At 63.1% G+C, this 12,759-nt stretch carries 10 protein-coding genes; 6 read left to right on the top strand and 4 right to left on the bottom strand.

The window, feature by feature from the left end; all coding sequences use genetic code 11:
* Nucleotides 1–129: 129 nt before the first annotated feature.
* Nucleotides 130–1,827 (top strand): BamA/TamA family outer membrane protein, encoded by a 1,698-nt coding sequence (locus Q7T36_RS16760; RefSeq protein ID WP_304851398.1) that lies wholly within the window; start codon nucleotides 130–132, stop codon nucleotides 1,825–1,827.
* Nucleotides 1,828–1,966: 139 nt separating this feature from the next.
* Nucleotides 1,967–2,647 carry a DUF4334 domain-containing protein gene (locus Q7T36_RS16755; protein ID WP_304851395.1) on the top strand — a complete coding sequence of 227 codons (681 nt, stop codon included), beginning with the start codon at nucleotides 1,967–1,969 and terminating at the stop codon, nucleotides 2,645–2,647.
* 134 nt (nucleotides 2,648–2,781) lie between these two features.
* Here Q7T36_RS16755 and Q7T36_RS16750 read toward each other — a convergent pair whose 3' ends face one another.
* The 4 genes from Q7T36_RS16750 to Q7T36_RS16735 form a co-directional block, all read right to left on the bottom strand.
* Nucleotides 2,782–4,179, bottom strand: coding sequence for a lysozyme inhibitor LprI family protein (locus Q7T36_RS16750; protein ID WP_304851392.1), 1,398 nt, complete (start codon nucleotides 4,177–4,179; stop codon nucleotides 2,782–2,784).
* 17 nt (nucleotides 4,180–4,196) lie between these two features.
* Entirely contained in the window at nucleotides 4,197–4,613 is a 417-nt protein-coding gene (locus tag Q7T36_RS16745; protein ID WP_304851389.1) for a type II toxin-antitoxin system VapC family toxin, read from the bottom strand.
* Nucleotides 4,610–4,852 carry a hypothetical protein gene (locus Q7T36_RS16740; protein WP_304851386.1) on the bottom strand — a complete coding sequence of 81 codons (243 nt, stop codon included), beginning with the start codon at nucleotides 4,850–4,852 and terminating at the stop codon, nucleotides 4,610–4,612. The genes Q7T36_RS16745 and Q7T36_RS16740 overlap by 4 nt, the downstream gene beginning before the upstream one ends.
* Before the next feature lie 115 nt (nucleotides 4,853–4,967).
* Entirely contained in the window at nucleotides 4,968–6,113 is a 1,146-nt protein-coding gene (locus Q7T36_RS16735; protein WP_304851383.1) for an acyl-CoA dehydrogenase family protein, read from the bottom strand.
* Between the two features lie 114 nt (nucleotides 6,114–6,227).
* Between Q7T36_RS16735 and Q7T36_RS16730 the strand changes: the two genes are divergently transcribed.
* From Q7T36_RS16730 to Q7T36_RS16715, 4 genes are all read left to right on the top strand, one after another.
* The gene (locus tag Q7T36_RS16730; RefSeq protein WP_304851380.1) at nucleotides 6,228–6,878 is read left to right on the top strand and encodes a TetR/AcrR family transcriptional regulator; all 651 of its coding nucleotides are present in this window, start codon (nucleotides 6,228–6,230) and stop codon (nucleotides 6,876–6,878) included.
* 92 nt (nucleotides 6,879–6,970) lie between these two features.
* The gene (locus Q7T36_RS16725) at nucleotides 6,971–9,283 is read left to right on the top strand and encodes a TerB N-terminal domain-containing protein (protein WP_304851376.1); all 2,313 of its coding nucleotides are present in this window, start codon (nucleotides 6,971–6,973) and stop codon (nucleotides 9,281–9,283) included.
* Entirely contained in the window at nucleotides 9,280–10,575 is a 1,296-nt protein-coding gene (locus tag Q7T36_RS16720) for an ATP-binding protein (protein ID WP_304851372.1), read from the top strand. The genes Q7T36_RS16725 and Q7T36_RS16720 overlap by 4 nt, the downstream gene beginning before the upstream one ends.
* Complete coding sequence (locus Q7T36_RS16715) at nucleotides 10,556–12,757, top strand: DEAD/DEAH box helicase (protein WP_304851369.1); 2,202 nt, start codon at nucleotides 10,556–10,558, stop codon at nucleotides 12,755–12,757. The genes Q7T36_RS16720 and Q7T36_RS16715 overlap by 20 nt, the downstream gene beginning before the upstream one ends.
* Nucleotides 12,758–12,759 lie beyond the last annotated feature (2 nt).

Below are 12,759 nucleotides of genomic sequence, written 5' to 3'. Positions count from 1 at the left end.
TCTGCGCCCTTTTTCCCGCCCTGATGACCGCTTCCCGCCAGTTACGTTCGCCACACCAACCCATAAGATTCCCTTAAGTCAACCCTGTTACGATGGTGCAATCCTTGGATTCCGGTAATTTTCCCCGCCATGCGCCACGCCCTGGCAACCACCCTGCAACGAGCCGTCCTCGCGACCCTCGTCAGCGGCTCGTCCGGCCTGGCCGCCGGGGCTGAGGACGGTTGTGCACCGCTGTTCACCCCGGAAGACCCACGTCTGTTTGAATTCGTGAAAACCCGGAAATCGATCGACTTCGGCCCGTGGCAAGGCCGCACCATTGATCACATCTCAGTGCAGACGCTGCCCATCTTCAACGAAGCCGACAAACACGAAAACAACCTGCTGTACCGCAGCGCCAACCGCCTGCACGTGCCCACCCGCCCGGAAGTTCTGCGCAAGCAACTGCTGATCAAGGAGGGTGAGCCGCTCGATGTCGACCGCCTGCACGAAAGCGAACGCATCCTGCGCGGTGCGGGCTACCTGTACGACGCCATGATTGTTCCTGAACGTGTCTGCGGCGACACCATCAGCCTGCGGGTGGTGGGGCGCGACATCTGGACACTGCAGCCCACCGCCTCCTTCAAGCGCGCCGGCGGCCAGAACAGCACCTCCATCGGCATCACCGACGACAACATCCTGGGCTATGGCCACAGCATCAACCTGTCCTGGGACAAGAATGCCGACCGCAGCGGGATCGTGCTGTCCTTCAACAGCAAGCACCTGATGGACGGCCACACCGAACTGGGTCTGGGCTATGCCAAGAACGATGACGGCCGCCGCATGGACTTCAAGCTGGAGCGACCGTTCTATGCCTTCGACACTCGCTGGGCGGCGGGCATCGACGGCGCGGATGATCTGCGCGCCGAAACCGAGAACCCCGGCGGCGTCATCACCAACCGTTATGATGACCGGCGAAAATACGTGCAGGCCCATGTCGGCTTTGCCCGGCCGCCGCGCGACGGCGCCGTGCGGCGCTGGCGTCTTGGCGTCACCTACGACCATGAGGCCTATGGCAACCAGGACCCGGCATTCACCGCGCCGATACCGCCGGACAACCAGATTTCCTACCCCTGGATTGAATACGAGCGGCGCGAGAACGCCTATGTCACCACCTCCAACCTGACGCAGCTGTTCCGCAACGAAGACGTCAACATCGGCGAGGAATGGCGGGTGCGCGTCGGGGCCACCAACGGCTGGATGCGCTCGAACCGCGACGCCCTGCGGACGCTGATGAACTATGACAACACCATCGGCTATGGCACGCACCACCTGCTGCGCACCTCGGCGCAGGCCGACCTCTTTTGGGACGAACAACAGCGCTCCTTCATCAATTCCGTGTATGGATTTTCGACAAACTACGACTTCTTCATCAACGACAATAATCGCTGGCATGCCCATCTGGGCGTTGACGCCGGCAACAATCTGGCGGGCGACAAGGTACTCAAGGCCGGCGGCGACACCCTGCTGCGCGGCTACCCGTCCGGATGGCAGAGCGGCGACCGCCGCGTCCTGCTGAACGTGGAGCGCCGGCACTTCTACAACAAGCATGTCTGGCATCTGTTCCGGCTGGGTTCGGCGGCGTTTGTGGATGCAGGCAAGGCCTGGGACACCACCGGCGCCACGGTGCAGAGTGACAAGGTGCTGGCCGATGTGGGCTTCGGCCTGCGGGTGAATTCCTCCAAGGCGCGGCCGACCCATGTCATGCACCTGGACTTTGCCATGCCACTGACCGATCGCGGGCGGGTGAAGAGCTTCCAGTGGTCCGTTCAGTCACAGAGTGAATTTTAAGCGGCCAAGCGCCAAAGTCCCGACAGGGAGGTATTGACAGCCGGTGAACACACTTCTACCATAAATGAATGAACGTTCATTCCTAATTATCGAACGTTTGCTAATATGGTTTCCCACGTGTCTCACCGGAGCATTGTCCATGCGAATCGCCAACAACCGTGTCGTGCTTTACTTCCCGCCCGTGGCCTATGACCTGGTCCAGTTGGCCATGTTTCCGCTGAACTACGCCATCGGTGGCCTGTGCTATCTGCAACCGGACAAGTCGGTGTGGAACGGACACGGCTTTGACACGCAGGATGTCAGCGGCACTGGCAAGTCCGTGGACGCGCTGAAACAGGAATTGCTGGGCGGGGCCGACATCGCCTTTCACGAGCAGGACCTGGTGCGGCTTTATGACGCCCTGCCCGCCGTCAGCGCCCGCGACGACCTGATCGGCCACACCTGGAAAGGCCGCATTGTGCGCACCAACCGTTCGGTGCTGGATCTGGCGGAATGGGCGATTGTGCGGCCGCTGACCAAGCTGGGGCTGGCCTGGGGCAAGCGCTACCGCACGGCTGACAAGGGTGATCCACTGCTGTTCAGCTGGAAGGACCGGTTTTTTTCGCCGGTGCCGTTGTGGGGCAATGTGGGCATGACGGACATCCGCTGGCGGGGTGAAACCACGGCGACGATGAACTATGACCACCAGCCGTGGAAGGATTATTTCAAGCTGCTGAGCGATGACAACGGCCGGGTGGTGTTGCTGGGGGTGTGGACCCACAAGCATATTGCCGGGGGGTGGTTTACGTTGACGCTGGATGCGGGGACACCGACGGATTGAGGGGTTTTGATTATCCCCCTGATAAATTCTTCCCTCCTGTGCAACAGGGGGCGATGCGAAGGCATCGGGGGGTTGCCCCCGCCAGACACGCCCGCAAAGCATCGTGCTGATAAAACTTGTCAGGAGCCACTCGCTCAGGGATGCACCAGTTCAACCGTATTGGGATTCTGGAACCGGCAAACAGGCTCGACTTGTCCATCGCGTATCCGGAAGATCTTCCAGTCATACACCAAGTCAGTGCCCTGGAAATAAGCCTGCCCGCGGTAGCTGTAAATCGTATTTGCTTCGGAGCGGTCAAGCAGGGCATTCAAGGATTTCTGTTTACCCGGCTCGCCGGGTCGGTCCAGGGCATAGAGCCATTGGAAGGTAAAGCCCCACCCTGCCATTCTGGACTCCTCGAAAACGCCAAGCTGATCTTCCTTGCCATCACCCTCCAGATCGATCCTGATCAAGCGAAAATCCTCTGCATTAGGCGGGTCATGAAAAAACCTGGCTATGACATCTGGCTGGTCTTCCTTGCTCGGCAGCAGCTGCAACTGACCTTCAAGGGGCTTGATGACGCCGCTCAGGATGCCTTCACACAGTTCCGGCAACCGGCTTTCCATGATGCGCGGCTCGCGAGCATTTGACACATGGCAGACGGGCGTCATACCGCCGTCCGGACGCACCCAACTGATGCCCACGAGAGAGCGTTCAAAATTCACTGTGGAGGAATTCAGGATGTAGTTTCTTTGATGAAAAAAGATGGGCGTATCCGTATCGTAGGAAAGGCTCCCTTCTTGTTCATTCAGCTCATCCAGAATGGGCACCGGTTTGCCGGAGATCAGCCGGTCGATGCTGAAAATATGGCGCCAGGAGCACGTTCCTCCACTCGCAAACTCACCGAATCTCTGTAGCCTGTTTTGCTTGCCCGTGCGCAGTCGGTATATGCGGTAGGCATCCGAAAGCATCCGATCTTCGTATTTCCCGGCTTCAGAAGCCGTAACTTCCCATTCAGCCAATTTGATGCCGGTGTCCTGCCGGTCATATCCGGGAATCAGGTAAGGAGCCAGCGCCCGACGGTCCGCCAGCGCAGCAATGGCCTGACAGTCCCGGCGCGCGACAGCGGAAGACAAGGGTTTATCCTCAATTTCCGTCAGCGTCATGCGCAATTCCCAAAGCTCCAGAAGACGTTTGCTGTAGGCTTCGCTCAGGCACGTGTAATCGCTGCAGGCATCACGCACCGTGGACAGCCACCGCTTTTGACCGGCCCGGACACGGGCCTTGTCCACGTCAGGCAGTTTCAGGATTGCCGCATACTGCTGGTTCAATTGCCGGTCTTGACTCAGCAAAGGCTCTTCACAGATTTGGGATTCAATCGCGGTCAGTTGCCGGGAACAGTCAATGCCGGCATGGGATAGAGGCGCGACCAGACATGTCACAATGATGACCAGCCAGGCGTTCCCTTCCGGTGGGACCTGATACATACGCTCTCCATTCACAGAATATTCGGTTGCTGGTGCGGAGGTGGAATATGGTGCGTCTTGACGCACCCTACGGCCTGACCCAACTACTCAAACGGATTGATCAACCCGATACCGCACCCTTCAAAATTCTTGATGTTGCGCGTGGCAACAGCGTAGTGATGTACGTGAGCAATGGCGGCAATTTGCGCATCCCCCATACTCATCGGGCGCCCCATGGATTCGCGGGCGGCGCGCAAAACCGCATACGCGTCAGCTTCGTGTTGCCCAAAAGGCAAGATCCGGTCTGCAAACAGTGAATGCACCAGTAACAGGAATTGCTGTGATAAAGCGACCTGCCGCACCCCAACAGGCATACGCTGCAGTCCATACCGGATTTCCGCAATGACAATGCTGGGAAGGTACAAATCACGGGGTTGCTGGATATCCAGCCAGGCAATGACTTTGTCGTTCGGCTGCGGCTGCATCAATGCCGAAATGATATTGGTGTCGAGGACAATCATTCAAACGTCACTGCCGACGGGTATTCTTTGGCAGGCAGGCTCAACTCTTCATCCGGACTCGCAGCCGGAGGGATGCCCTTGAAAAAACCGGCCATTTGCGTTCCCAAGCCCATAGCGGCGGGTGCCGGGGCGGGGTCATCCAGCCGAATGAAAATGACTTCCATACGCTGATGACGCATCGACTCAGGCACGGGAATCGTATCTTGCGGGCTATCATAAATTTGACGGTGGGCATACATGGACGGCTCTCCAACGCATTTGGTGCATTGTAGCAGCGTTCAACGCACCGCCGTTACCCCCCGGCCCTGCAGGCAGCCCCCCTGCCAGGCAGGAGGGCCCAAGTCCCGCTAATGCTTACATCGACCTCGCAATAATCTCCTTCATAATCTCGCTCGTGCCGCCATAAATCCGCTGCACCCGCGCATCCGCATACATCTGCGTAATCGGATATTCCAGCATATAGCCATAACCGCCGAAGAACTGCAGGCAGTCATCCATCACCTTGCACTCCAGCTCGCTCAGGTTCAGCTTCACCATCGACGCCGTCACCGTATCCAGCTCACCGTCAATCATGCGCTGGATGCAGTCGTCCACAAAGGCCCGCGCCATCACCGCCTGCGACTGCAGGTTGGCCAGCACGAAACGGGTGTTCTGCATCTCGAACAGCGGCTTGCCGAAAGCCTTGCGCTCCTTGGTGTAGGTCACCGTCAAATCCAGCGCGCGCTCAATGATCGCCATAGCGCCGATGCCCAGCATCAGCCGCTCGTAGGGCAGTTCGCTCATCAGGTGGTAGAAACCCTTGCCTTCCACGCCGCCCAGCAGGTTGGCCACCGGCACACGCACATCGTCAAAGAACAGCTCGCAGGTGTCCTGACCTTTCTGGCCCAGCTTCTCCAGAATGCGGCCAACCTTGAAGCCGGGGGCGTTCTTCGTTTCCAGCAGCATCAGCGACACGCCCTTGGCACCGGCGTCCGGATCAGTCTTGGTGACGACCACGATCAGGTCGGCCAGATAGCCGTTGGAGATGAATATCTTGGAACCGTTGATCACGTATTCGTCGCCGTCACGCACGGCGCGGGTGCGGGTGCCCTGCAGGTCGGAACCGGCATTGGGCTCGGACATAGCAATGGCGCCGATCATCTCGCCGCTGGCCAGCAACGGCAGGTATTTGGCCTTCTGTTCCTCGGTGCCGAGGTTGAGGATGTAGTGCGCGGCAATGGCGTGTACATGCGCGCCGAAGGCGCGGTCACCGGCGTAGGCCAGTTCCTCGAACAGCACCGCCATGTGTGCGTAGTTGCCGCCGCTGCCGCCGAAATCGTCCGGAACGTCGGCCAGCAGCAGGCCCAGCTCCCCGGCCTTGCGCCATACCTCCCGGTCCACATGCTGCTGCTTGGCCCACTTCTCGCCGTGGGCGGCAATTTCGGTCTGCACGAAACGGCGGACATTGTCGCGATAAAGTTCGAGGTCAGAATCCATCCAGCGTTTTTTGGCGGTGTTCATGGTGTTCTCCGGGACTTGGCGAGGGGTCTATGTCAGTTGACCTAATTGGCGCGGATACTATCGGTCAGTTGACCGATTCGTCAACCGGTTGGAGAATAGACACCCGAATTTCCTGTGACCGGCCGTTTCCGCATGCGCGACACCGTGATTGAATCATTGAAGAAGAAAGACTCCGGCACCACCGGCAAAGGCATGGGCCGCGCTCAGGAAATCCTCGACGCCGGGCGGCGGCTGTTTGCCCGCGAGGGTTATGCCGGGCTCTCCATGCGCGGCGTGGCGGCGGAAACGGGGGTCAGCCTGAGCACCGTGCAGCATTATTACCGCGACAAGGACACGCTGGTGGAAGCGGTGTTGATGGTGCAGATGGACCTGTATCAGGCCGCTGTGGCGGAGCTGAGCGGCTCGCTGGCGGACGCCGGGCCGGAAGCGCGGCTGCGGGCGGCGATGGCGCTGTTCCTGGCCGAGGCGCGGCGGCCGGAAGTCGGGGGGGTGTTCATGGAAATCTGGTCGCTGGCCAACCGCCACCCGGCGGCGGCGCAAGTGCTTGACCAGGTGCGCCAGCGTGAGCGCAAGCAGTTCATGCGGCTGGTGCAGGGCGTGGCCCCGGGGCTGGGCGAGACGGAACTGGCGCGACGGGCGCGGCTGATGATTGCGCTGATTGAGGGGCTGACGGTACAGTTGTCACGCGGAGACGGCGGAGAAGAGGAGACAACAGCGCTGGTGGCGGCAGCGGAAACAGCCTTGCTGGGGGTGGCGCAGGGCTGACGTCCGGTCGCTTTCCCGCACCGGAACTTCCCGGCAAGGGCAGGCTATCGCGTATAATTCCGCCGCCCTCCCCGTTACCGAGACACTGAACCTTGAGCCGCGACCCTTCCGCCCCGAAACACGCCGCCGACCTGCTGCAGACGCTGCTGTCCGGCACGGACGACGACGAGCGGTTGGTCAGCTTCCTGCTCCGGGAGACCGGGCTGGAAATCAAGGGCTACTCCATCCCCGAATTCATGGATTACATGCGGCGGCAGTCCGTGGATAACGCATCAAGCCGGGAAAGCTCCTCCGCCCCGGTTCAGGCATCCCTGCTCATTCCTCCACCGGAGCCAGCCACCCGCCCCGCAAAAACGGCCAAGTCGAAGGCTGTACTCAACGGCCGCTGGATTGAGCCGGATGAAACTGTCATCGTGGCGGGGCTGCCCCTGCGCGGCGGCCTGTTCTATGTCGGCCACAAGCTGAAAAACGGCAGCTGGCATGACGAGCCCTCGCTGATCAATCCGGAACTGGCTGTGGCGGCCACGCCGGACGGCCGCCTGCCGTCGATTTATCAGGACTGGGGCTTCTACCACTATGACCCCGACGCCTACGCCACCCTGACCCCCGGCAACCGCCGCCGCTATCTGGAATGGCTGGCGGGCGGGCGCAGCGACCCGGACGTCGACCAGCGCCTGCTGCTGCTGTTCTGCATGGGTCTGGAGCGCCGCGCGCTGCATGAAAAAGTCCGGACGGATTTTCCGGTCATCCTCGCCGAGCTGTGGCGCTTGCTGGACGTCTACAGCAGCCACGACTTTTTCCGGGAAAAGGCGCGGGAGCTGATCACCGTACTGGAAGCCGTGCAGCTGCGGGAACGGCAATACCTGAGCGCCCCGGACCTGGACTATGCGGCGCGCGGCCTGTCGCCGGGCATCCGCATACCGTTGGGGCAACTGGCGAAAGACAAAAAACCGCTGACCCCGGACTGGGCGTTGGCCTGGGCGCTGGCGGACAGCCGCATTTCCCGCTACAAACCGGTCTGGAACTGCCCCGACGCCTTCCGCAAGCTGTTCCGGCTGCTGTTTGTGCTGCACTTTCCCAAAGGCATTCCTCTGCCGGTCAACAAGAGCCGTATCAATTTTTACTATCAGCCTTTGTCGCAGACCATCAGCGGTGTGCGTTGCCAGCTGGACCTGCCGGACATGGGCCGCGTTACCGCGCCGGTCAAATCCCTGCAGCAGTTGGTGAACGGCTGCGTGGCGGAATTGCAGTCCTACAGCCGCGCCGTCAGCCGCAACCCCGACAAGGCGATGGCGCTGGAAAACCTGTTGCTGCTGCCGCCCGAGATATGGCCGGATACGCTGACGGATACGCTGGCGGCGCTGGCGGAGGATCTGGGCGACGGCGTGCTGGCCTTGCCGCTGGCCGCGCTGGTCAGCCGCCTGCATGGGGAGGACAAGCTGTCGCCGACGCAATTACGAGGGCTGGCCGAGGCCCTGCACCACGCCCATATCGGCATGGAACCGGACCCGCTGCACGGTGGCAGGCTCACCAACCCGGATGACACTGTCTGCCTGTTCCGTGAATCGGCGGAAGCCCGTGAAGCGCGGGAAACCCCGGCCTTCCTCGCTGCCATGACGACGATAGATGCTGCTGCGCGCGTCACGATCACGGCTGAAAGCGATCCGGCCGCCACGCAGCGCTGGCTGGACCGCCGCATTGACGCCTGGGTGCACCTGCATCCCGACCACCGTTGCCGCCTGCAGGCCCGCTTCCGCGCGCAGTGCGAACGCCCCGCGACGCTGACCAATCTCAAGCCTCGGCTGGAAGCCTTGCCCGCCGCCGCCCGCCGTCCGGTGGCGCAACTGCTGGCGCAGGCGGCGTGCCAGGCGGACATGCCTTCCGCAGCCACCGTGAAACTGCTGGAAAAGTGCTACCAGCATCTGGGGGTGGACAGGGCGCTGCTCTACAGCGACCTGCACGCCCCGGCCCCGACCGGCAGCCACCGGCCCGCCACCGCCCCCGGTGCGGTGCTGACGCTGGACCCTGAGCGCATTGCCCGCCTGCAATTGGAAACGGCGCAGGTCTCGGCGCTGCTGGCGGATGTGTTCGTGGAAGACGAACCGGAAGCGGCCGCGACGCCCGGCCCTGAATCTCCGGCCGCAGTCACCGCGACCGCGCCGGACGAGGCCGACACCTTGTGGGGCCTCGACGAAGACCACTCCACCCTGCTGCGCCGCCTGCTGACTCGCCCGTCCTGGGCGCGCGCCGAGGTACAGGCGCTGGCCGCTGCGCTGGGGCTGATGACCGACGGCGCGCTGGAGCACCTGAACGAGGCTGCCTTCGACCATGCCGACGGTCCGCTGACTGAAGGCGACGACCCGCTGGAAATTAATCCCGACATCCTGGAGAACCCGCCCGAATGAGCTTGATCCGCAGCAAAGACCGTGACGCCCTGATCCAGTCCCTTCGCGCCGGGGTGGTGCCGCGCAGCGGCCAGCACTTGATCCAGGTGGGCCGGGTGAAGGAGTTGGAGGCCCTGATCCGCGACATCGACCGCATTGCCGACGGCGGCTCGGCGTTCCGGGTGGTGGTGGGCGAATATGGCGCGGGCAAGACTTTTTTCCTGAACCTGGTGCGCGCCATCGGCATGGAAAAGAAGCTGGTGACGCTGCACGCCGACCTCAACCCCGACCGGCGTCTGCATGCCTCCGGCGGGCAGGCGCGCTCGCTGTATGCCGAGCTGGTGAAGAACATGTCCACCCGCACCAAGCCTGATGGCGGCGCGCTGGCGGGCGTGGTGGAAAAATTCGTGGCGCAGGCCAAGACCGAAGCCAAGGCCAGTGGCCGCAGCAGCGAAAGCATCATCCACGAACGGCTGGCGCAGTTGACCGAAATGGTCAACGGCTATGACTTCGCGGAAGTGATTGCCGCCTATTGCAAGGGTTTCGAGGACGGCAACGAGCAGCTCAAGGCCGACGCCATCCGCTGGCTGCGCGGCGAGTTCACCACCAAGACCGACGCCCGCCAGGCGCTGGGCGTGCGCAGCTGCATCGACGACGCGGCAGTGTACGACCAGTTGAAGCTGCTGGCGCGCTTTGTACGGCTGGCCGGATACAGCGGCCTGCTGATCTGCCTGGATGAAATGGTCAACCTCTACAAGCTGGCCAACACCCAGGCGCGCAACGCCAACTACGAGCAGATCCTGCGCATGCTCAACGACTCGCTGCAGGGCTCGGCGGAAGGGCTGGGCTTCATCCTCGGCGGCACCCCGGAATTCCTGCTCGACACCCGGCGCGGCCTGTACAGCTACACCGCCCTGCAATCGCGCCTCACCGAAAACACCTTCAGCCAGGCCGGGCTGGTAGACTTCTCCGGGCCGGTGCTGCGGCTGTCGGGGCTGACGCCGGAAGACTTCTTCGTGCTGCTGCAGAAGCTGCGCCATGTCTATGCGGGCGGCGACCCGGCGAAGTACCTGCTGCCGGACGAAGCCATTCCCGCCTTCATGAACCACTGCGCCGGACGGCTGGGCGACGCCTACTTCCGCACCCCGCGCACCACCATCACCGCCTTCATCAACCTGCTGGCGGTGCTGGACCAGAACCCGGAGGCGCGCTGGCAGGACCTGATCGGTGCGGTGGAGGTGCAGGCGGACACCGGCGGTGCGCTGGATGCCGCTGCCGACGAGGACGCCGAATTTGCCAGCTTCAAGCTCTGAGTCCACCGCCTTCGGGCAACTGGACGAACGCATCCGCCGCTGGATCTGGGCCGAAGGCTGGACGCAGCTGCGTGACATCCAGGAGCATGCGATTCCGGCGCTGCTGCCCGCCGACCGCGATGTGATCATTGCCGCCGCCACCGCCACCGGCAAGACCGAAGCCGCCTTCTTCCCCATCCTCAGCCACCTGCTGGCGCAACCGTCGCCGGGCTGCGTGATCTACATCAGCCCGCTGAAGGCGCTGATCAACGACCAGTGGGAGCGTCTGGACCGCCTGTGCGAGGCGCTGGAACTGCCGGTGATCGCCTGGCATGGTGACAGCAAGGTCTCCGCCAAGCAGCACTTCCTGAAGCATGGCCAGGGCATTGTGCTGATGACCCCGGAATCGCTGGAGGCGTTGTTCGTCAATCGCGGCAGCGCCGTACCGGGGTTGCTGGCGGGCCTGCGCTATCTGGTGGTGGATGAACTGCACGCCTTTATCGGCAGCGAGCGCGGCAAGCAGTTGCAGTCGCTGCTGCACCGCGCGGAACGCGCCGCCGGACGGCGCATTCCGCGCGTCGGCCTGTCGGCGACGCTGGGCGACATGCGGCAGGCGGCGCTGTTCCTGCGGCCGCAGGACGCGGAGGCGGTGCAGGTGATTGTCTCCACCGCTGCCCGCCAGGAACTGAAGATCCTGCTCAAGGGCTATGTGGAACCGGTGGTGGCCCCGGTGCGGAAAACTGCCGATCCGGAGGCCGTGGACCCGCCCTCCGTCTGCGAACTGGCCATTGCCGCACACCTGTACAAGGCGCTGCGCCACAGCAACAACCTGGTCTTTCCCAACAGCCGCCGCCAGGTGGAAGCCTATGCCGACCACCTGCGCCGCTGCTGCGACGCCGAGGGTGTGGCCAATGTATTCTGGCCGCACCACGGCAGCCTGTCGCGGGAGCTGCGCGAACACACCGAGCGCGCGCTGAAGGACCGCTCGCGCCCCGCCACCGCCATCTGCACCACCACGCTGGAACTGGGCATTGACCTGGGCGCGGTGAAAAGCGTGGCGCAGATCGGGCCGCCGTCGTCGGTGGCTTCGCTGCGGCAGCGGCTGGGCCGCTCCGGACGGCGGCCCGGCGAAGCCGCCATCCTGCGCGCCTTCAACATTGAACCGGAAATCACCGCCCATTCCGCCTTCTCCGACCGCATCCACGAAAGCCTGCTGCAATCCATCGCCATGATCCGGCTGCTGCTGGCCGGCTGGTGCGAACCGGCGCAGGCGCACGGCCTGCACGCCTCGACACTGGTGCAGCAGATCTTGTCCGTGGTGGCGGAAAAAGGTGGCATCAGCGCCGCCCGGCTGTGGCAGACACTGGTGGAGAACGGTCCCTTTGACGCCGTGCGCCGCGATGACTTCCTGGCGCTGTTGCGGTATCTGGGCGAACTGGACCTGCTGGTGCAGGACAGCGCCGGGTTGCTGCTGCCCGGCGAACGCGGCGAGAAACTGATCAACCACTACACCTTCTATGCCTCCTTCGAGGCCGAGGAGGAATACCGGGTGGAATGCCAGGGCAAGGTGCTGGGCACGCTGCCGCTGAGCCGGCCGTTGCTGCCGGACCAGGGACTGATTTTCGCCGGGCGCGGCTGGCGGGTGCTTGATGTGGACGAACAGGCGCGCAAGATCAGCGTGCTCCCGGACAAGGGCGGCGCCCCGCCCGCCTTCGACAGCGGCGGCATCCGGCTGCATGACCGCGTGCGGCAGGAAATGCAGGCGCTGCTGGCGGGTGACGAACCGGTGATTTTTCTCGACGACATCGCGCAGGCGCTGCTGGCCGAAGCCCGCGCCTATTACCGCGAAGCCGGGCTGCACGCCACGCCGTGGCTGACGGGGGGCGAAGAACTGCTATGGCTGACCTGGCGCGGCGACGCCGTCAACAACACGCTGGCGCTGATATTGAACCGGCGCGGGCTGAAGGCCACCGCGGAAGGCGTGGCCATTGCCGTGCGCGGCGCCACGCCGGAAGAACTGCCCGGCCTGCTGCGCTCGCTGCGGCACCAGCCGGTACCGGATGTGCAATCGCTGCTGGTGGAAGCGAAAAACCTGCAGCAGGAGAAATGGGACTGGGCGCTGCCGGAGGCGCTGCTGTTCCGGTCCTATGCCTCGTCGTGGCTGGATGTGCCGGGGGCGATGGCGGTGCTGAAGGGGATTTAGTC

This window comes from Fluviicoccus sp. (genome assembly GCF_030646115.1).
In the GTDB taxonomy this organism is placed as follows: domain Bacteria; phylum Pseudomonadota; class Gammaproteobacteria; order Pseudomonadales; family Moraxellaceae; genus Fluviicoccus.
This window is presented reverse-complemented; position numbering and strand designations above follow the sequence as displayed.

Bases quoted from the DNA above. Each gene is read 5' to 3' on its own strand.
- Q7T36_RS16760 (WP_304851398.1), top strand. From the start codon at position 130: ATGCGCCACGCCCTGGCAACCACCCTGCAACGAGCCGTCCTCGCGACC.
- Q7T36_RS16755 (WP_304851395.1), top strand. From the start codon at position 1,967: ATGCGAATCGCCAACAACCGTGTCGTGCTTTACTTCCCGCCCGTGGCC.
- Q7T36_RS16745 (WP_304851389.1), bottom strand. From the start codon at position 4,613: ATGATTGTCCTCGACACCAATATCATTTCGGCATTGATGCAGCCGCAG.
- Q7T36_RS16740 (WP_304851386.1), bottom strand. From the start codon at position 4,852: ATGTATGCCCACCGTCAAATTTATGATAGCCCGCAAGATACGATTCCC.
- Q7T36_RS16735 (WP_304851383.1), bottom strand. From the start codon at position 6,113: ATGAACACCGCCAAAAAACGCTGGATGGATTCTGACCTCGAACTTTAT.
- Q7T36_RS16720 (WP_304851372.1), top strand. From the start codon at position 9,280: ATGAGCTTGATCCGCAGCAAAGACCGTGACGCCCTGATCCAGTCCCTT.